At 62.1% G+C, this 20,676-nt stretch carries 13 protein-coding genes, 1 pseudogene and 1 CRISPR repeat array; of the genes and pseudogenes, 9 read left to right on the top strand and 5 right to left on the bottom strand.

Annotated features, from left to right (window positions below; all coding sequences use genetic code 11):
• The 3 genes from nosZ to C8348_RS22625 are packed head-to-tail and all read right to left on the bottom strand — an operon-like array spanning position 1 to position 4,557.
• Positions 1-1,953, bottom strand: a complete 1,953-nt coding sequence (nosZ, locus tag C8348_RS20115; protein WP_106755096.1) for a TAT-dependent nitrous-oxide reductase — start codon at positions 1,951-1,953, stop codon at positions 1-3.
• A complete protein-coding gene (locus C8348_RS20110; RefSeq protein ID WP_106755095.1) occupies positions 1,946-4,228 on the bottom strand; it encodes a NosR/NirI family protein in 2,283 nt (760 codons plus the stop codon). Before C8348_RS20110 ends, nosZ begins: the two co-directional genes overlap by 8 nt.
• Positions 4,225-4,557 carry a hypothetical protein gene (locus C8348_RS22625; RefSeq protein WP_425270840.1) on the bottom strand — a complete coding sequence of 111 codons (333 nt, stop codon included), beginning with the start codon at positions 4,555-4,557 and terminating at the stop codon, positions 4,225-4,227. Before C8348_RS22625 ends, C8348_RS20110 begins: the two co-directional genes overlap by 4 nt.
• 558 nt (positions 4,558-5,115) lie before the next feature.
• Here C8348_RS22625 and C8348_RS20105 point away from each other — a divergent pair.
• The 7 genes from C8348_RS20105 (at position 5,116) to cas2 (ending at position 13,357) form a co-directional block, all read left to right on the top strand.
• A complete protein-coding gene (locus C8348_RS20105; RefSeq protein ID WP_106755094.1) occupies positions 5,116-7,434 on the top strand; it encodes a CRISPR-associated helicase/endonuclease Cas3 in 2,319 nt (772 codons plus the stop codon).
• 543 nt (positions 7,435-7,977) lie between these two features.
• A complete protein-coding gene (cas5c, locus tag C8348_RS20100) occupies positions 7,978-8,586 on the top strand; it encodes a type I-C CRISPR-associated protein Cas5c (RefSeq protein ID WP_425270839.1) in 609 nt (202 codons plus the stop codon).
• Positions 8,583-10,484: a type I-C CRISPR-associated protein Cas8c/Csd1 gene (gene cas8c / locus C8348_RS20095; RefSeq protein ID WP_106755092.1), complete on the top strand. Its 1,902-nt coding sequence runs from the start codon at positions 8,583-8,585 to the stop codon at positions 10,482-10,484. The genes cas5c and cas8c overlap by 4 nt, the downstream gene beginning before the upstream one ends.
• Positions 10,481-11,359 (top strand): type I-C CRISPR-associated protein Cas7/Csd2, encoded by an 879-nt coding sequence (gene cas7c, locus C8348_RS20090; RefSeq protein ID WP_425270838.1) that lies wholly within the window; start codon positions 10,481-10,483, stop codon positions 11,357-11,359. The genes cas8c and cas7c overlap by 4 nt, the downstream gene beginning before the upstream one ends.
• A 3-nt stretch (positions 11,360-11,362) precedes the next feature.
• Positions 11,363-12,034, top strand: coding sequence for a CRISPR-associated protein Cas4 (gene cas4 / locus C8348_RS20085; protein WP_106755091.1), 672 nt, complete (start codon positions 11,363-11,365; stop codon positions 12,032-12,034).
• Positions 12,031-13,062 carry a type I-C CRISPR-associated endonuclease Cas1c gene (gene cas1c, locus C8348_RS20080; protein ID WP_106755136.1) on the top strand — a complete coding sequence of 344 codons (1,032 nt, stop codon included), beginning with the start codon at positions 12,031-12,033 and terminating at the stop codon, positions 13,060-13,062. Before cas4 ends, cas1c begins: the two co-directional genes overlap by 4 nt.
• A gap of 4 nt (positions 13,063-13,066) precedes the next feature.
• On the top strand, positions 13,067-13,357 hold the full coding sequence (cas2, locus tag C8348_RS20075) for a CRISPR-associated endonuclease Cas2 (protein WP_106755090.1): 291 nt from the start codon (positions 13,067-13,069) through the stop codon (positions 13,355-13,357).
• Positions 13,358-13,652: 295 nt separating this feature from the next.
• Positions 13,653-17,517: a CRISPR direct-repeat array (repeat unit 31 nt; unit sequence GTCGCTCCCTCACGGGAGCGCGGATCGAAAC).
• Between the two features lie 44 nt (positions 17,518-17,561).
• On the opposite strand, the pseudogene C8348_RS20070 reads toward cas2, so the two are convergent.
• Together C8348_RS20070 and C8348_RS20065 are read right to left on the bottom strand one after the other, a co-directional pair.
• A pseudogene (locus tag C8348_RS20070) lies at positions 17,562-18,489 on the bottom strand (integrase core domain-containing protein).
• A gap of 233 nt (positions 18,490-18,722) precedes the next feature.
• A complete protein-coding gene (locus C8348_RS20065) occupies positions 18,723-18,968 on the bottom strand; it encodes a helix-turn-helix domain-containing protein (RefSeq protein WP_106755135.1) in 246 nt (81 codons plus the stop codon).
• A gap of 85 nt (positions 18,969-19,053) precedes the next feature.
• Here C8348_RS20065 and C8348_RS20060 point away from each other — a divergent pair, with 85 nt between their 5' ends.
• Both C8348_RS20060 and C8348_RS20055 read left to right on the top strand, forming a co-directional pair.
• Complete coding sequence (locus tag C8348_RS20060) at positions 19,054-19,983, top strand: hypothetical protein (RefSeq protein ID WP_106755089.1); 930 nt, start codon at positions 19,054-19,056, stop codon at positions 19,981-19,983.
• A 203-nt stretch (positions 19,984-20,186) separates the two neighbouring features.
• On the top strand, positions 20,187-20,609 hold the full coding sequence (locus tag C8348_RS20055) for a hypothetical protein (protein ID WP_157950490.1): 423 nt from the start codon (positions 20,187-20,189) through the stop codon (positions 20,607-20,609).
• Positions 20,610-20,676: the final 67 nt, after the last annotated feature.

Raw genomic sequence — 20,676 nt, 5'->3', positions numbered from 1 at the left:
TCAGGCTTCCTTCGGCTCGACGAACATGCGGCCGCGCATTTCCATATGCAGCGCATGGCAGAACCACTGGCAGTAGTACCAGTACACCCCCGGCTTGGCGGCGATGAAAGTCACAGAGGCGGTTGCCTGGGGTGCAACTTCCATGGCAACGCCATGGTCGCCCATGCAGAAGCCGTGCGTCAGGTCCTCGATATCATCCATGTTGGTGACATAGACTGTGACCTCGTCGCCTTCCTTGACGGTGAAGGTCTCAAGGCTGAAGGACGGGGCAACCGAGTGCATGTAGACGCGCACCTTGTTGCCGTCGCGGATGACATCGGCGGCATAGTCGAGCTCGATGCCATCGGCGGCTGCCTGCTTGCGGGCGTCCTCCCAGAACGGGTCATTGCGGTCCCATACATGCACGGGGTTCATCACGGAGCGATGAACAACGATTGAGTCATGCGGTTCGGCAAAGGTCGGTCCGTCATGCAGAAGGGTCAGCTTGTTGCCGTCGATGGAAAACAGCTGCTCATTCTCCGGCTTCAGCGGCCCCACGTTGATGTAGCGGTCCTTGGAGAACTTGTTCATCGACATGAAGTACTTGCCGTCGGCGTCGAGGGTTTCGCCCATCGTGGTGGAGTTGTGGCCCGGCTGGTAGTGCACGTCCGTCTTGGAGATGATCGGATCGACTTTCTCGCCCGCATAGGCGCGCACAGCCTTTTCGATGTTCCAGAACACCACCTGGCTGTCGAGGAACAGCGTCGTATAGGCGTTGCCCTTGCCGTCGAAGGCGGTGTGAAGCGGCCCGAGACCCAACTCCGGTTCTGCCACGACCGCCGAGCGCGGATCTGCATCGGTCTCGAACAGGGCATCCAGCTTGCGCACGTCGATCACGGAGACCGTCGGAGACAATTTGCCGCCGATGCACAGGTGGATCTTGTCCGGGGCCATGTTGCAGCCGTGCGGATTGTTCGGGATCGGGATGTAGCGGGTGTACTTCTTGTTCTTGCCCTTGCGGCCATCCACGACCTTCACGCCGTTCAGCTCGATAAAGTCGCCCGCAGCGATGCCCTTCTCGATTTCGGCGATGTTGAACACCACCACATGGTCCCGGTCGGTCGCGGTCATCTCGGCGAGGTTCGTGCCCATCTCCGAGTTATAGGACGTCGAGAACGCATATTTGCCGTCATAGTCGGCATCGGTGTTGTCGAGGTTGCCTGTGACCATGACCTGCCAGGCGATGGTCATGTCGTCCGCATTGATGGCGGTGTAGAAGTTCGTGTACTGGCTCGGATCATCGAGGATCGTGCCGTCGTTGACCATCGGGCCTTCGTCTTCACCATTGGCGAAGATGTAGTTTGTGCGGGGCCATTTTTGCGGACGCATCCCATGGATTGCCTTGGCGTTCGGGATCTCGATGATCTTGTCGCAGCGCATCACGTCGCAGCGCACGCGGGCCACGCGGGTGTTGGCCTTGTCGTTCATGAACAGGAAGCGGCCATCGTACTTTCCTTCAGTGAAGGACATGTGCACGTGGTGCAGGTCGCCGTTGTCATGGATTTTCTTGCCGTTGGCGGCGAGGAACTTCTTCGTCTTCTCGGTCATGTTCTCGGTCAGGACCTTGAGAGACTCGTTCGTCTGGCCCCAGCCGGTGGCCGAGCAGCGGTTGAACACCGGCACGCGGATCAGCTCACGCATGGACGGCACGCCGAGAATGCGCAGTTCGCCCGTCTGGCCCGAGGACCAGAAGCCGTAATATTCGTCGAGTTCGCCCGGCGCGACATGGCCGGAGGCGTTGGACGAAGTTGTGGCTGCCCGGGTCTCGCTGGTGCTGCCGACGAGGGCGCCGGTGGTGCCAGCGGTCAGGGTGATGCCGCCAACAGCCACCGATCCAAGGGCAGCGCCGCCGGCGGCGGTCGCGCCCATCATCTGGCGGCGTGTGAGGCCGCGCGGTTCGTTCGTATCAGACATGTGCTTGTCCTTTTTGCAGGCTTGGTGTGTTGATTACGGGCTTGTGGCCCTCGGTCGGCGCAGGGCGTTCGCCCGTTCCGGCCGCCGCCCGCCGTTTCAGCTTGCGCATGACGACGGGACATCTCGTTTCGGACTGGTAGAGAACCTGGCAATTCATGCAGTTGACGCATTCATTGGGGTTGATTTCGCCAGTCGGATGAATGGCCTGCACCGGGCATGTGTTGGCGCAGGTCTGACAGGGGTTGCCGCACTCGTGGTAGCGCTTGAGCCAGTCGAACATCCGGATCCGGGCCGGAATGGCGAGGGCTGCGCCCAGCGGGCAGAGATAGCGGCAGTAGAAGCGCTCGACGAAGAGCCCGATGGTGAGGAGCGTTCCGACATAGAGCAGGAACGGCCAGGCACGGGCGAACTTCAGGACGATTGCGGTCTTGAACGGTTCGACTTCGGCCAGATGTTCGGCCTGGTCCATCGAGGCCAGAGAGACACCGAAAAGGCCGAGGAAGATGATGTACTTCAGCGCCCACAGCCGTTCGTGCAGGCCCCAGGGCAGGGTGATCTGCGGCACGCGGAACACGCGGGCGATCCTGTTGGTCAGCTCCTGCAGGGCACCAAAGGGGCAGAGCCAGCCGCAGTAGGCGCCACGTCCCCAGAAGATCAGCGCGGCCGCCACTGAGAACCACAGGATGAAGGTCAGCGGGTCGAGCAGGAATGCGTCCCAGGTGAAGCCGCTCTTGACCGACGCCGCCAGCGCGAAGAGGTTGACCACCGACAGCTGGGCGTTGGCGTACCAGCCGAGGAACACCAGCGTCACCGTCAGGAACCCCATGCGGAACCAGTGGGTCAAGCGGGCCGAACGGGTCAGGTAGGTCTGGAAGAAGAAAGCGAAGGTCAGCACGGCCAGCATGATGGTCACGCCCGCGATCTCCAGCGTCTTGTCGCGCCAGATCCTCTGCCACAGCTGCGTCTTGGCGGCGGTCTCATCGTCAGTGGCTGAACTTGCATCCGAAGGAGCGGCGATGGCGACCGGTTGCACCACCGGTGCCACCGTCGTCACAAAGGCGGCAGGGGGCTGCCAGCCAAGGTCGAAGGTCGTGAACAGCTTCTCGATCGGGCCAACGTTGCGCTGGACGAGGAGCTGGATCCGGAACGGTTCGGCCGGATTGAAGCCGGACCCAGCCGGGATGCGGAAGACATCGCGCTCGCTGAAATCCGGCGCACCTTCCGATGCGAGGGGGCCGAGGCGCTTGTTGTCGCGGTCCTTGAAGCGCACCGAGATATCGCCCTGGATCAGCTGGACCCGGTCGAAGATACCGCCACGGACATAGCCAGAGCCCTTGTAGGAGTAACGGCCCCGCCCGGCGAGCAGCAGGGCATGATCGCCCGGCTTCAGCCAGCCGTCGACATTGGCCTTGTCGCCCGGTTCCAGCAGCTTGCCGCCAATGCCGGGGATGCTGACGAGACTGGCGTAGAGGTCGATGAAGCTGTCTTCGGCGGAGCCTTCCTCCGGCCGTTCGGCAGCGCGCTGGTCGGGGAGGGCGGCGAAGGCGTCATTGACCTGGCCGATGTCCAGCGAAAGGCGGCGCACGGTGCCATCGCCAACCTGGGTCAGCCAGTCGTCGGCAGCAAGTGCCTCGTGATTGATCTCGAATGTGGGGCCGGTGCCTGGCAGCGTGCTCTGAAGCCCGCCAAGACCAAGCGACCGCGCGACCTTGATGCTCGACCGGACGACAGAGTCGTCGATGATCATCACCGTCACGGTTGCGCCCGAAATGATCTTCAGATCGTGATCAGACCCACCGGCAGCGGCCTCCCGGGCAATGTCCAGCCCACGGTAGCCGTCGATGAGATCAACCATCTTGGCTTCCGGGATGCCGATCAGGACGATCGGTTCGGAGTGTTTGAGAAGTTTGACGCCCTTCAGCACCGCGTCGGTGCCGATGGCGACCATCACATGGATGGGCTTGCCCGAGTAGCCGGTCGTGCCGACGAAGTCCGAGGTGACATAAGCGTAGCCGACGGTTTCACCGCCGCTCAAGACAGGTGCGACCGGGATGTCGGTGCGGATAGGTCCATAGGCATCTGCCCCCTCGACAAGGGTTGCAGGCGATACCTGGAGCAGGAAGCGGGAGAGATGCGAGCCATCCTTGCCCTGCTGGGCCAGAACCTGTCCTAAGGGAAGCAGGAAGGCGAACAGGGCGAGCAGCAGTCCGGTGAGAAGCTGGAGGCAAAGGGAACTTTTGGTCGCGGCAGACGGGGAAATGCGAGGGCGGGTCATGATCCGATCCTTGGCGGAGCGCGCTGCGACGCGCGCGTTGCCACTCCGTCCGGTGCACGAACGGCATTCCAGACGGACGCAGCTTGGCTGGGTGCGGGGCGGGGGAGGAGAACGGCATTTGCGGTATTGCCAGCCATCGGCGAGCACATGGCGCAGTCAAGGCACAGATCCGTGCAGCATGGCATCGAGCTGTCCGGGTCCGTGTCGCCAGACACGGCCTGCCCCGATGCATCTATCCTGACAATGCGCTGGCCATCACTGCTGCAGATAACGAATTCGATAACGCTGGCCGTGTGGGCAGGTTGTGTGCCGCGAGCTTTTGCCCCCATGCCAAAACCCGTCAGCGCTGCTGCAATTGCCAGCAGGCAAGCAAGCAGGGCGTTGAGGCCGGGTCTGATGGAGCGCGTGTTCATGGCCTGACATAGGCTGACATGACGTGCACCGACGTTGATATTTATCAACCGAGATAACAAAAATCATTAGATTTGATGTTTCGCAATTGTGAAAGTTCAGGCAATTCTGCAGCAGACGGACGATCTCTTCCGTAAGAACGCGGTGCCGCTCATTGACAGATATTGCGCGTCACGAAGGTCTGATACCGTGATCCGTGATCCGTGATCCGTGATCCGTGATCCGTGATCCGTGATCCGTGATCCGTATCCGCAGCAAGACGTCGCCTGCGCCGTTCGAGCGGGCAGGGCGAAAAAGGTCCCCACTTCAAACTTTTTGGCTGATAGCCGGCCTGGCGACCCGCCGCCTTTGACCCGGTAGAGCAGGCATCTGCAAATCCGTAGTTACAACTATAGTATGCAAAAATGCGAGGTCTCGCTTGCGGCGATGCTGAATTGGATATCTAACTGAGGCGTGAAAACCTGTGATTGAAACGCATGCCTTACTACGCCCATTCAGCGCCAGATGCTGACGAAGCACTCTGGCAGACACTTCCCGATCATTCCGTGCAGACTGCGGAACTGGCATCGAAGTTCGCGGCGGATTTTGGCGGCGAGCGGCCAGCCTATCTGGCCGGCCTGCTGCATGATCTCGGCAAGTACAATCCCGAGTTTCTCGCCTATATCCGGGGGCAACTGCGGCGCGGCGGCAAGGGGCCGGACCATTCGACGGACGGGGCCGGTGTCCTCCTGCGAGCGGCAGAAAGCGCAGCGAGGCCAATTGATCGCGCCGTTCTCGAGTTGCTCGCCCACGCCGTCGCAGGTCACCACGCGGGACTTCCCGACCGGACGCGCAGCGTTCAGGAAGCAAGCGCCGGTGCACTTCAGGAGCGGCTGGAGCGGTGGGACGACACCCGGCTCGATCCGGTCTGGCAAGACGAACTCAGCGCTGATTTCAGCGCCCTGTTTCCGCCGGGGTTCCGCATGGACCCCAGAAAGGCAAGCACCAACCCGGCCGCCGCCTCGGCCTTCCAGATCGCGTTTCTGGGCCGGATGCTGTTCTCCTGCCTCGTCGATGCGGATTTCAAGGACACGGAGACCTATTACAACCAGTTGAAGGGGCTCATCGCCGACCGGAACTGGCCCGCCCTGCAGGATGTGCTGCCAGAGCTGCGGGCGCGGTTTGACCGGGAAATGGCCTCGAAAGCGGCCACATCCGGCAAGCTGACGTCCTTGCGCGGCGAGATCCTCGCCCATGTGCGCGGGCGGGCAGCCGAGCCAGCCGGCGTCTTCACGCTCAATGTTCCGACCGGCGGCGGCAAGACGCTCGCTTCGCTCGGCTTCGCGCTGGATCACGCCGCACGGCATCGCCATCGGCGCATCATCTATGCCATCCCCTTCACCTCGATCATCGACCAGACGGCGGCGATCTTCCGGCGTGTGCTGGGCGACGAGATGATCCTCGAGCACCACTCGGCCATCGAGGAGGAGAGCCTCAAGGCGCTTGGCCAGCGCGACAAGCTCAAGCTGGCCATGGAGGACTGGGCCGCGCCGGTGGTGGTGACCACCAACGTGCAGCTGTTTGAGAGCCTCTTTGCCAACCGGCCGGGGCGCTGCCGCAAGCTGCACAACATCGCCCGCAGCATCATCATCCTTGATGAGGCGCAGACCCTGCCGCTGCCTTACCTGAAGCCATCCGTCCTGGCGCTAGACGAGCTGGCGCGCAATTACGGCTGCACCATCGTGCTCTGCACGGCAACACAGCCGGCGCTGGACCGGCGCGACTTTCCGGCGGGCAGCCTGATGGGGCTGGAGCTGGACAACCGGGAACTCGCCCCTGATCCAGCCCGGCTGGCACAGGAGCTCAGGCGCACGACCATCCGGCGGGCAGGCGTTCTGAGCGACGACGATCTTGTGCGGGATCTCGCGTGCCATCCGAGAGCCCTCGTCATCGTCAACAGCCGCAAGCACGCTCTTGAGCTTTTCTCCGCCGCCCGGGCGGCGGGGCTGGAAGGGCTCGTTCACCTGTCGACCCGCCAATGCGCGGCCCACCGGCAGGCGCTGCTTGCGCGTGTTCGGGAAGAGCTGCAAGGCGACGGCCCTTGCCGCGTGGTCGCCACGAGCCTGATCGAAGCCGGGGTCGATGTCGATTTTCCGCGTGTCTATCGCGCCGAAGCGGGGCTGGATCAGGTGCTGCAGGCCGCCGGCCGCTGCAACCGCGAAGGCTCGCGTTTGCCGGAAGACAGTCAAGTCCTCGTGTTCAAGCCAGAGGTCGCGCAGCCGCCTGAGGAACTGGCGCAATTCGCGACGGCCTTTGCCAGTATCGAGCGCAGGCACTCCGATCTCTTCAGCCCGGAGGCGATCCGGGACTACTTCCAGGAAGTCTACTGGCAGCGCGGTGCCAATGACGGAAAGAGCGGTCTTGATGCCAAGGGCATCCTGGCGATGGCACGGATGGACAAGTCCGGCACCAACATCGCCTATCGCACGATTGCGAAGGAGTTTCGGATGATCGAAAGCGCCATGTTGCCGGTGATCATCCCATACGACGACCACGCCCGCCACTGGATCGGCCAGCTGGACGTCGAGTCCGTATCCTCCGGCCAGATTGCCCGCGAGCTGCAGCGCTATGTGGTGCAGGTGCTCCCGAAGGTACGGGCGGACCTGATCGCCAACGGCGCCGCCTCCGTCCGCGCCGCTCACCTCAGGGCGGACCAGTTCGTCGTGCTGGTGGAGGCGAGCAAGCTCTACACGCCGGAGGTGGGGCTGTGGTGGGAGGCGATTGGAGTACTGAGTACCGAGGATCTCTTGTGGTAGTATAGAAAGTAACTAGGAACTTGCAAAAGGTCGTGTGGCTCCTATATCATGTTTGTAGCCACGAACATGAAAGGGTGTCCTGGTGAAATTTCCAGAGTTGCCATCAACAGAATGGGCGACGTGGATTGCTTTGGCGCTGGCGCTTGTAGATCTTGTCGTCGGCTTTACGAAGTGATTGGAGAATGTCGCGAGTATTCGCGTGGATAGAAACCTAGTTACTTTCTATATGCAAGAAAGCCCTGCCGGCACGCCGGCAGGGTGCAACGATGGCAGATTTCCCGCCATCATCCCGGGGCGAGAGCGCGGCGGAGGTCCGGATCTGAGTGGCGCAGTCTGTCATTCTTGATGCGGTGGGCCGGCTAGGGTCCGGCTAGCGGTTTCTTGCTCGCGGCTGTTCGGGATGGTCAAGGAGTTTTCTGAAGTTTGTAGGTGGCCTGATTTTGCCGGGTCGCTGGTAGGTCGTAAAAGGGAGGTCGTCTATCCATGCCCTACGGCGTGAAACTGTTGGTCTCAGGCCCGCGTGCCTGCTTCACGAGGCCTGAGATGAAGGCCGAGCGCGTGTCGTATGACACGCTGACACCCTCGGCGGCGCGGGGAATCCTGGAGGCGATCCACTGGAAGCCGGCGATCCGCTGGGTCATCGACCGCATCCATGTGCTGCAGCCGATCCGCTTCCAGTCGATCCGCCGCAACGAGGTCGGCAGCAAGGCTCCGGCCGGCAGGATCAAGACGGCGATGAACCGGGGCAGTCTCGAGGATCTGGCGCTCCTGGTGGATGAGGACAGGCAGCAGCGCGCCTCCACGGTTCTGGTCGATGTCGCCTATGTCATCGAGGCGCATTTCGAGCTGACGGCGCGCGCCGGCGCCGATGACACCGAGGGTAAGCACCTTGAGATGTTCAACCGCCGCGCCGAACGCGGCCAGTGCTTCCACCAGCCGTGCCTCGGCACCCGCGAGTTTGCTGCAGATTTCCGGCTGATCAGTGACGGCGAGCCTCTTCCCAAGGCGATCGCCGAGACCCGCGACCTCGGCTTCATGCTGTGGGACATCGACCACTCCCGGCCCGACCGTCCGTCCCTGTTCTTCCGCGCCATGCTGGAGAACGGTGTCATCGCGGTGCCGCAGCCGGGCTCACTGGAGATCCGCCGATGACCATCCTTCAGGCTCTGAGCCGTCTGGGCGAGCGCATGGAGGCGGACGGCCACCTGCCGCCGCTTGGCTACTCGCCGGAAAAGATCTCCTACGTCATCTCGCTCAACGAAGATGGAACTCCTGTCGACGTCCGCGACCTTCGCGATGTGACGGGCAAGAAGCCGCTGCCGCGCACGGTCGCCGTTCCTCAGGCGATCAAGCGGACCTCCGGTGTCGCGCCCAACTTTCTCTGGGACAAGACCGCCTATGTGCTTGGCGTGACAGCGGGGGAGGGCAAGCGACTTGCAGAGGAACACGCGGCCTTTGTCGAGCGGCACCTGACCGAACTGAAGGATGCCGACGATGCAGGGCTTGTCGCCTTGCGCCGGTTCCTTGAGCGCTGGACACCGGGGGACTTTGTCGCCCTGGATTGGCCGGAGGCGATGAAGGACCAGAATGTGGTCTTCGCGCTGGAAAGCGAGCGCCGCAGCCGGTACCTGCATGACCGCCCGGCCGCCAAGGCCTTGTGGGCCCGGATGAATGCGGCGGCGGATGCAACGCTCGGCATCTGCCTCGTCTCCGGCGAGACGGCACCGATTGCGGTTCTGCATCCTTCGATCAAGGGCGTCTGGGGCGCCCAGTCATCCGGGGCTTCGCTGGTGTCCTTCAACCAGGCCTCGTTTGAATCCTACGGCCACGAACAGGGGCTCAACGCGCCGATGTCCGTGGCCGCCGCCGCCCGCTATGGCGGTGCTCTCAATGAGCTCTTGCGCCGCGACAGCGGCCACTCCGTCCAGATTGGCGACGCTTCCACCGTGTTCTGGGCTGAGGCCGTTGATCCGGATGTCAGTGAGGACGACATGGCCATCGTCGATGCCGTGAGCCAGGAATGGTTCGCCGACATCCCGGAGGTCGATCTCACCATGCAGTCTGCCGAGGTTGGCGCCGCCTTGAGCCGCCTCCAGTCGGGCGAGCCGATTGCGCTGGTGCGGCCGCAACTCGCCAAGGGCGTCCGCTTCTACGTTCTCGGCCTCTCGCCGAATGCCGCACGGCTGTCGGTGCGCTTCTATCTGGAAGATGACTTTGGCGCCGTGGCTGAGACGCACAACAGGTTCGTCCAGGACATGCGATTTGAACCTCGATCCAAAGACCGGCCGATTTCGATCCGCCACCTGGTCTTGCGGACGGCAACAGCGCGCCGGGATGACACAGGCAAGGTCAAGTACGACGCCAAAAGCATATCGCCTCTGCTATCGGGCGAACTTTTCAGATCGGTCCTGACAGGAAACCGGTTTCCTGCGGGTCTGCTCTCGCTGCTGTTGCTGAGAATTCGCTCAGATCACGTCCTGGATGCGCTGAGAGTTTCAATGATCAAGGCGATCATTGTTCGCAACATGCGCCATGAGGGCAGGCTTCCACTCTCCGCTTCAGGCAGTCCAATGGAGGAGTATCTAATGCGTTCTGACCCTGATGACGAAAATGCCGCGCGGCGGCTCGGCAAGTTGTTTGCCCTGATCGAGCGAGCTCAGCTTGCCGCACTGGGAGACGAGATCAACTCGACGGTCAAGGACAAGTACTTCGGATCCTGTGCGGCCACTCCCGCCCAGACCTTTCCCAAGCTCCTTGTCTATGCGAACCAGCACCATCTGAAGCGCCTTCGCAACGGGCACTCGGACGCGAAATGGATCAAGGACGCCAGTCATGCGCGCCGCGTCGGTGCGGCCATTGAGCGGGACATGGGAAGGTTGGCAGCCACTTTTGAGGACGGCTTTCCAGCGCTGCACTCCGACGAGGAACAGGGCCTGTTTGTCATCGGCTACTACCAGGAACGATACGGCAAAACGCAGGGAGCCAGCGATGGGGATGACCTCATCGAAGACGACGTTAATGACGCGAACGAACCGGAAGGGCAGGAATGATGAGCGCTATCCAGAACCGTTACGAGTTTGTCTTTCTCTTTGATGTGGCAAACGGAAATCCGAACGGCGATCCTGACAACGGCAACATGCCGCGCATTGAGACGCAGACCCAGCTGGGTCTTGTCAGTGACGTCTGCCTCAAGCGGAAAGTCCGCAACTATGTTGATCTGGTGAAAGGCGGCGAGCCACCTTTCGCCATCTATATGCAAGAGCGGGCGATCCTGAACAATCAGCACAAGAAGGGCTATGAGGCTCTCGGCATTGAACCCGCACCGAAAAAGCTGCCGAAGAAGGAGGCGGAAGCGCGCGACCTGACACGCTGGATGTGCACCAACTATTTCGACATCCGCACCTTCGGCGCCGTCATGACGACTGATGTGAACGCCGGGCAGGTAAGAGGTCCGATCCAGATGACCTTTGCCCAGTCGATTGATCCAATCGTGCCGCAGGAAATCTCGATCACGCGCTCTTCGGTCACCAACGAGCGTGACGCAGAAAAAGAGCGGACCATGGGCCGGAAATTCATCGTGCCATATGGTCTCTACCGCAGCCACGGCTTTGTCTCGGCCAGTCTTGCTGGCGATGCCACGAAGGGCACCGGATTTTCCGAGGATGATCTCGAGCTTTTCTTCAACGCGCTGGTTGACATGTTCGACCATGATCGCTCAGCCGCACGCGGCGAAATGAATGCCTGCAGGCTCATCATTTTCAAGCATGCCAGTGCGCTTGGTAACGCGCGCGCGCAGAGCCTGTTCGAGCTCGTCAAAGTAAGCCTGAAGCCCGACGTCAAGCTGCCCCGCCACTTCTCCGACTACATCGTCACCATCGACCGCGACAACCTGCCGGCCGGTGTGGACCTGATCGAACGGCTGTAACCCATGACAGGCGGGGAGGGGAGTGAGCTGCCACAGGACGGCGAGCCCATCCCGCTCTCCGCTCTGCAGCATGCCGTCTATTGCCTGAGGCAGGCGGCCCTGATCCATCTCGAGCGGCTGTGGGCGGACAACCGCTTCACCGCCGAGGGGCATGTGCTGCATGCGGTGGCCGACAAACCCGGCAGCCGGTTTTCGCGCGGCGTGCGGCGGGTGTCGGCGCTCGCCATCGCCAGCCGGCGGCTGAACATCGCCGGCGTCGCCGATGTGGTGGAGTTCCGTTCCTCGCTGCAAGGCGAGACCGCCTATCCGGTCGAATACAAGCGCGGCAAGGCCAAGCTGCACCGGGCCGACGAGGTGCAGCTCTGTGCGCAGGCCTTATGTCTTGAGGAAATGACAGGCCGGCCCGTTCCGGCCGGAGCCCTCTTTTATGCCGAGCCGAAACGGCGGCTCGAGGTGCCCTTTGACGCGGACCTCAGGGAACTGACCGAGAGGACGATTGCGGATCTTGCGGCCGTCTTCGCCTCGTCCCGAACACCGCCGCCAGTCTACCGGGCAGACCGCTGCCGCGCCTGTTCCCTGAGCGATCTTTGCCGCCCGAAACAGGTCGTGCGCCCTGTCCTAGCCTGGCGGCAGCGCCAGCTTGCCAGCCTGCTCAGCGAGGAGGACCCATCCTGAAGAAACTTCTCAACACCGTCTATGTCACCACGGAAGGTGCCGCGCTGCGCAAGGACGGCGACAATCTGGTCGCCGAGGTGGACGGGGCTGAGCGCGCCCGTGTGCCATTGCACATGCTGGGGGCTGTCGTTGTCTTCGGTCCGGTTCTTGTCTCGCCAGCCTTGATCGGGGCCTGCGCCGGAGCCGGCATCACGCTTGTGCTGCTGGAACGTAACGGCCGCTTTCAGGCGCGTATCGAGGGACCTGTTGCGGGAAATGTCCTCTTGCGCCGGGCGCAATATGCCGCCTCCGAGCGTCCCGATGACATAGTCCGCAGCATGGTCATGGGCAAGATCGCCAACCAGCGCAGCGTTCTCTTGCGCCACCTGCGCGATCATGGCGCCGATGCCGATGAAACTACCAGGGCGGAAATGGACCAGGCAACCGCCCGCATGGCGCGGCTGTTGCAGAAGCTCGAGGTGCTGTCCGGTCTTGACAGTCTGCGCGGTGCCGAGGGCGAAGCGGCGCAGCTCTATTTCGGCGTGTTCAATCACCTGATCCGCTCACCCGACCCCGAGATCTGCTTCAAGGGGCGCTCGCGCCGGCCGCCGCTTGACCCGGTCAATGCGCTTCTGTCGTTCCTCTACACCCTGCTCACCCATGATTGCCGCAGTGCTGCGGAAAGCTGTGGCCTTGATCCGGCCGTGGGCTTTCTCCACCGCGACCGCCCGGGCCGTCCGAGCCTCGCCCTCGATCTGATGGAGGAACTGCGTCCCGTGCTGGCGGACCGGCTGGCCCTGTCGCTGTTCAACCGGCGTCAGCTGAGGGCAAAGGATTTTGAACCGCGCGACGGCGGCGCAGTGCTCCTCACCGATGACGCGCGCAAGCTTGTCCTCACCGCATGGCAGGAGCGCAAGCGCGAGGAGCGTCAGCATCCCTTCCTGGATGAAAAGGCGCCGCTCGGGCTCGTGCCCTATCTGCAGGCGCAACTCCTGTCCCGGCACCTGCGCGGCGATCTTGAGGCCTATCCCCCCTGGTTCTGGAAGTGAGCCGATGCTTGTTCTCGTGACCTATGATGTCAGCACCTCCAGTCCGGGCGGCGCCGGCCGATTGCGCCGTGTGGCCAGGGCCTGCCAGAACTTCGGCCAGCGTGTGCAGTTTTCGGTCTTTGAAATCGAGGTCGATCCCGCCCAGTGGACACAGCTGAAGGCCCGCCTGGAAGGGATCATCGCGCTGGAAACCGACAGCCTGCGCTATTACTATCTGGGCTCGAACTGGCAACGCCGGGTCGAGCATGTGGGCGCCAAGCCAGCGGTCGATCTCAATGGACCGCTGATCGTCTAGGACAGGTCCGATAAAAGCAGGTCGGCCTTGCCTCAAGTGTTGCACACCGGCAAGGCGCGCAGGGTCTGCGGCCCCATTGCCGCACAGGCCGTCTCAGTCGTAACTGGGGCGCATTCGCGCGAACCTGAAGCGTGCCTCAAAACCCGCCCCGGTTCGCGCTCACGCCAGCTCTTTGAAAACATGGAAACATTTCTGGCCAGTGCGCCCATTCAGCCGGCAACGCCCCAGATCTGCATGACGCCTCGCGCTGAAGAGCCGATTTTCATTTGCCCACCAAGCTGTTACGACCATACCCGTCGCTCCCTCACGGGAGCGCGGATCGAAACATCCAGCGGGGCTGGAACTACTTGCGGCTCCTCGTCGCTCCCTCACGGGAGCGCGGATCGAAACGATCAGCGCCCTCCGCCTCTGGTATTCTTGATCGTCGCTCCCTCACGGGAGCGCGGATCGAAACATGCGGTCAAGGCTGGCAATCCTGCTTGGGCAGACGTCGCTCCCTCACGGGAGCGCGGATCGAAACAACTTACCCACATAGTGCGGCAAATCAGATGACTGTCGCTCCCTCACGGGAGCGCGGATCGAAACAGCACAAAGTCAATATGCAGGTATGTGCTGAACATGTCGCTCCCTCACGGGAGCGCGGATCGAAACCTGACATGAACGCGCCTGTTGCCATGGCAGCGCGTCGCTCCCTCACGGGAGCGCGGATCGAAACATCGAGTGCACGTCATCTGCCTCCGATGATAGTTGTCGCTCCCTCACGGGAGCGCGGATCGAAACCGCGAACGCATGGCCGGCTTCGTCGCTGTCGATGGTCGCTCCCTCACGGGAGCGCGGATCGAAACTTTTTCCCGAGCGTCGTTCTTCAGGCGGCGAATGGTCGCTCCCTCACGGGAGCGCGGATCGAAACGCATGATGGAAAACAGTTACCTGCAGCCGCTTTGTCGCTCCCTCACGGGAGCGCGGATCGAAACCTTGAACCCGCCCGCGCCCGTCGACGCCGTGAAGTCGCTCCCTCACGGGAGCGCGGATCGAAACCTTGTTCGGGACATTCACCGTTCCGCCTGTGCCCGTCGCTCCCTCACGGGAGCGCGGATCGAAACATGTCCCCGGAAGCCAGCAGGTAGGCCCGGCTCGTCGCTCCCTCACGGGAGCGCGGATCGAAACCATCACTCACCTGCCTTTCCGAGATCGGGAACAAGTCGCTCCCTCACGGGAGCGCGGATCGAAACCTCTTCCGGATCGACCAGCCGCTCTGCTGTCAGCGTCGCTCCCTCACGGGAGCGCGGATCGAAACGATGGCTGTGATCCCGGAACTTAACGTGAAGGTTGTCGCTCCCTCACGGGAGCGCGGATCGAAACTTCGACATCGTGACCTATACCGGGGACGGTGTAGTCGCTCCCTCACGGGAGCGCGGATCGAAACTACGCAGTCCCTTGCGGGGTGTTGCGCTCCCTGTCGTCGCTCCCTCACGGGAGCGCGGATCGAAACACAGACTACAGGGTGTGAAACCTGTTGAAAGAGCGTCGCTCCCTCACGGGAGCGCGGATCGAAACCCTGACGAGAGCGGGGCTCCGCTGTTCCGAATTGGTCGCTCCCTCACGGGAGCGCGGATCGAAACCCGGATATGGACTGCGCCAACATCGCAGACGGCAGTCGCTCCCTCACGGGAGCGCGGATCGAAACACTCCGGTGACGGACTACAGCTCCATGTCCCCGATGTCGCTCCCTCACGGGAGCGCGGATCGAAACACTTGCCGGCGCAGGCCGTGGAACTGATCGAACAGTCGCTCCCTCACGGGAGCGCGGATCGAAACCACGAAGGCCATCCGGTCCTCCTCGAAGCCGCTGGTCGCTCCCTCACGGGAGCGCGGATCGAAACTGAAGCAGCTCGCAACGCCGGAACCGGCACAGACCGTCGCTCCCTCACGGGAGCGCGGATCGAAACTGGATAACACCGTTAACCCAGACGTCGACGTTGGTCGCTCCCTCACGGGAGCGCGGATCGAAACAAACAGGACGTCCGGCGTGGCCGCGAGCACAAGCCGTCGCTCCCTCACGGGAGCGCGGATCGAAACCGGCATTTGCGCCAGCGTCGTGGCGTCCAGCAGCCGTCGCTCCCTCACGGGAGCGCGGATCGAAACGGCGTCATCGACGCGGCGAAGCGCGTGCCGACCCGTCGCTCCCTCACGGGAGCGCGGATCGAAACACAATTTCCAGGAAGACGAAGACGCCCTCGACGGGTCGCTCCCTCACGGGAGCGCGGATCGAAACAACCGCCTTGGTCAGGTCTGTGACGGTCGTACCGTGTCGCTCCCTCACGGGAGCGCGGATCGAAACACGACGACAGGTCAGGCCAGCCCTGCAATCCCTGTCGCTCCCTCACGGGAGCGCGGATCGAAACATCGATTACCTGGGGCTCATGTCGGCTTCCGAGGTCGCTCCCTCACGGGAGCGCGGATCGAAACTATCCGAGCGCATTGCTGCATTCGAGACATCGCGTCGCTCCCTCACGGGAGCGCGGATCGAAACATGCAGGTGGCGGCAACGAGTGGATGGCTGCGGCGTCGCTCCCTCACGGGAGCGCGGATCGAAACCTGAACGGGATGACCGTTGGCGACTTCAAGGCCGTCGCTCCCTCACGGGAGCGCGGATCGAAACAAGATGGGGTTCGACATCGAGCCGGAAAAGCCGGGTCGCTCCCTCACGGGAGCGCGGATCGAAACTGGTGCGTACCGATGGCATAGCGCGGCGAGCCCTGTCGCTCCCTCACGGGAGCGCGGATCGAAACGGCACCAAGGGGAACGCCAAGCTACCGCCGCCATGTCGCTCCCTCACGGGAGCGCGGATCGAAACTCGACCTGCACCAATTGGCTCGAAGAGCGGCGGCGTCGCTCCCTCACGGGAGCGCGGATCGAAACTCAGCCCCGGTCGCCAGAACTGTAGCGGTCGCGACGTCGCTCCCTCACGGGAGCGCGGATCGAAACCTCCCCGTCCTCGCCCCATCCGTCCGCCGAGAGGGTCGCTCCCTCACGGGAGCGCGGATCGAAACAAATAAAGCGAATAGACAAACGGAACATCATCCACGTCGCTCCCTCACGGGAGCGCGGATCGAAACCTCCTGGAAGACAGCCCTGATCGCTCCGACACTGGTCGCTCCCTCACGGGAGCGCGGATCGAAACTCCTTTTTCCCACCTCCAAAAAGTCCACCACTCAGTCGCTCCCTCACGGGAGCGCGGATCGAAACTCGTTGAACTCGTTGCGGGTCGCGCTGACCAGCTGTCGCTCCCTCACGGGAGCGCGGATCGAAACCTCGAGCTGGGCAAGCTCTACTCCTGGGTGGCCGGTCGCTCCCTCACGGGAGCGCGGATCGAAACGTTGGCATAGTCATCCGGGCCGAGGGTCATGAACGTCGCTCCCTCACGGGAGCGCGGATCGAAACCCATTTTGCAGGCGTCATCAATCACGTCACGCATGTCGCTCCCTCACGGGAGCGCGGATCGAAACCCATCGGCCGGTCAATGGCCGCCGCCTCCGACGTGTCGCTCCCTCACGGGAGCGCGGATCGAAACCCTTTCCCCTCCTCGTCATAGAACCGGCGGAACGTCGCTCCCTCACGGGAGCGCGGATCGAAACTGCGTTGCTGCATCCGCACCCTGGAGCGCCTGGAGTCGCTCCCTCACGGGAGCGCGGATCGAAACCCGGTCAACCGGGTGACGATCGGCACCGACCTGTGTCGCTCCCTCACGGGAGCGCGGATCGAAACCCGGTGATCACGGAAAAGGAAGTGCCGTGGGGCGGTCGCTCCCTCACGGGAGCGCGGATCGAAACAGCAACCTGCACATGGATGCAACGCGCAAGAGCGGTCGCTCCCTCACGGGAGCGCGGATCGAAACCGCCGTGCGCCGGTTCGAAGCCCGCACCGGAACCGTCGCTCCCTCACGGGAGCGCGGATCGAAACAACGCCACGCGTGTAGATCACCCATGCAGGGCGCGTCGCTCCCTCACGGGAGCGCGGATCGAAACACACCCTGCTCGCTCCGCGACAACGTGCGCCAGCAGGTCGCTCCCTCACGGGAGCGCGGATCGAAACTCCGCTGTTGTGTGCCAGCCGCTGAGCTTGGTGAGTCGCTCCCTCACGAGAGCGCGGATCGAAACACCCGGTTTCCGTCGCGGATAGACACTGACCTGCCACTGAAGTTTCATCCAGCAGCGTTTAGAGCCCTGGCAGGGTTTACGCCTTGCGGCGCGATGTGTGCAACATGCGATCGGCGGAGCTGGTCCGGGTTGCGCAGCCGATCACATGCTGCGGAAAGGGAGTCGGCATAGGCCGCCGGAGTTTGGTAGGCGAGCGCAGAGTGCGGGCGCCGATTGTTATAGTCGTCGACCCAAGCCGTGACCTTCTCGCGGGCGTGGTCAAGGCCCAGAAACAGCGTCTCGTTTAGCAGCTCATCGCGCATTCGCCCGTTGAAGCTCTCGCAGAAGCCGTTCTGCATTGGCTTGCCCGGCGCAATGAAATGCCAGGCTATCCTGGCTTCCTGTGCCCATGTCAGCACGGCGTTCGAGGTGAACTCCGTACCGTTGTCGGAAACGATGAGGCCTGACTTGCCACAAAGCCGATAAATGCGATTGACGCCCGAAGGCTCGCCGCCCTGCCGCAACAGGATGAACAGCCGTCTGTAGCCAAAGCGTTTGCGCTCGTTGGCCATGTCGCGGATTTTTGTCCGCAGTTCGGTCTCTGGCGGTCGGCGGGACTGATAGCGGATCATCGTCCGATAAGCGTTGACAATGCCACGGGCCTGCCTCTCCGACAGGCCCAGAACGGCCCGCAGATGCGCGACAGCCTCGCGCTTGGCGGCGGGCCTTACCATTTTTTTGAAAGAAGCTCACGAAGGGCGGCTGCATCCAGCATCTGCTCGGCCAGCAGCTTCTTCAGCTTCGCGTTCTCCTCCTCAAGCGCCTTCAGCCGCCTGGCCTCAGACACGTCCATACCACCTACTTGGCCTTCCAGTTGTACAGCGTCGCTTCCGAGATGCCGTGCTTGCGCGCCAGATCAGCGGTCTTCGCTCCCGCCTCCTGCTCCCTCAGCACGCCAATGATCTGCTCTTCCGTGAACCGTGCTCGTTTCATATGTCCGTCCTCTCTTGAGCCGGACTCTAAACGCGTGTGGAGGAACTTTGCAGTGGCAGGTCAAGATGTGCTGCGCGCTGCCCCCGAGTTCGAAGTCCGTCACGCCGTTCCCAGATGAATCGCGCTGCTAGGGCTCTGAATCGGTTGTGGCGCCAGTTGAATCGATTAAACGTAACTTGATAAAATATGTAATAGACTTCCTGCGACGCTTATCCAGTTTCGGGCAATTTGTGTTAATTTCCAGCTAGGTCAGCCAGACCTTCGCGCAACCCAATTCCCCTGGTGCCATCCATTAGAAACACAATTCCAGCGTCCTCGAGGGCGCGCTGGATGTCCCGCAGTGTTCGGTCGAAGGGGACTGATTTCTCCTGCTCGAACGCCGCTATGGTCCGCCGGGCGCAACTGGCTCTCTCTGCCAGTTCATCCTGAGACCAGCCCAGCCACGCGCGCGCTGCCCGACACTGCTTTGCGTTTATCATTTGGTAACCATAAATCTGCATCGAACTATCAACTCTGATCAAAATGTGCAATTTGGGGCCATCTAATCAGCTTGAAAGGAAGCCTATGCACAATCAGTACCTTAATGCCAGCGCACCCCATGTTTTCAACAAATCCGACGTGGATACCGGGACCAAAGGGATCATTTTGCCCGTAGAGCTCTGTGAAGCGGTCGATCGATCCGTCGAAGAATGCTTCGCCAAGGAGTATCGCACCGATGAACTGCTTGGCGATGATCTCACGCAAATTCGCGGGCCGCTCGATAGCCTCTGCAAGCGTCATGGATTGCTGCTTGAAACCGGGATTGCTCACGGATTTGCCGCCCAGGGGGATCGCTTCGTCGTCTGGACGCAGGTTCCTGTGAGTGTTTCGAAAGCGGCCATCATGCTCGTCGAAAACAATCCGCTGAAATGTCTGGAGGGGCTTCATCTTCCGGTTTCTGACAGCCGCGTTAAGCAGGTGATCATTGACGTCCTGGTGTTAGATCGTCTGACGTCTCTTCTGCATGTGATTTCTGTGAAGCGGGGCGGTGGGGCTCAGGGCGGTCGAGCGGCCCGGGAGGCCAGAACGGATCTTCTCACCGCCGGACTCCTTCTGAAAAATCTGCTTCGACAGCAGGGAAGGCCGGTTCGCGAAGTCAGCCAGGTGCTTGTCGACTGGTACGGCCGCTCTGGGATCATCGCACGGAAAACCGTGACGCGTGAAACCGTTGATGAGCATTTTGGCGTGCCGATTGCCGCGATGGTCGACGCGATGTCCGCGCGCATGCAAGCAGCCATTGCTGAACGAATGGCGCATCGTCTTCTCAAAGCAGTCGGGCGTAAGATCCTGCCATTTGAGGATCTGTCCTCTGAGGATGATGGCCAAGGCGCCGACAATAGCTTCCCGGATTTCGAGGAGGGTTCGTCCCTTTTCGGCTCTGCAAGTTTTGCTGAGTGTCTCTCGGTTCTTCCCCTCCGGCGGCAGGGACGCCAGATGCGTCGGATCGGCAACTGACCAGCGGATACCAATCGTAACAGTCCAATTCCTGCTTCCTAAGCGGGCCGGACAAGCCCCGGGTGCCTTGAACATGTGATCCTGATAACTCGGCCCGGATCGCTGCATCGTCATTCTCCCAGTCTCTGCTGACCTTTCAACCCGCAGGCGTGTCATCTGCGAGGTGGGGACAGCTGTGTCCAATTGATCTGAAAGGACCTGCTATGTCTGATGTTCTTCGACACTACTTCCGTCGTGAAAAGCCGCGTTTTCACCAGTTCCTCGCTCACTGCATCGTTCGTCGCGCTCTTCGTTGCGTACCCGCAATGCGCCGCTCTGATCCTCCGGTCATCGGGATCGTCGCAGGGGAAAATCCGCCGATCGACGAGATCCAGGATGCTCTGACGGTGATGTGCCTGCCGAACCTGGATTTTCTTAAGCAACGGCATCCGGAGTCACTCGCTGTATTCCTGGAATGCCCTCCCGCAGATGACCGCAAGCCACGGGAACTAGAACAGGCCCGGTCTGCGTTCCTTCAGGCAATGAAGAAGAAGAAAGCTATTTTCGCGGTCGTGGAGCGCGAGGAGGGTAAGCGATGTTGTATCCTCACCTTCCGCTCGGTTGTGAGCCATGCGATTGCGCAGTGATTGATGTCAGTGCGGGAGTTTGTCCATGGACGCTCCAATGGAGCTTCTCACAAATGGGGCGAGGCGG

The organism is Pannonibacter carbonis (genome assembly GCF_003012935.1).
In the GTDB taxonomy this organism is placed as follows: Bacteria; Pseudomonadota; Alphaproteobacteria; order Rhizobiales; family Stappiaceae; genus Pannonibacter; species Pannonibacter carbonis.
The sequence above is the reverse complement of the archived record's forward strand: the minus strand, read 5'-3'. Positions and strand labels throughout refer to the sequence as shown.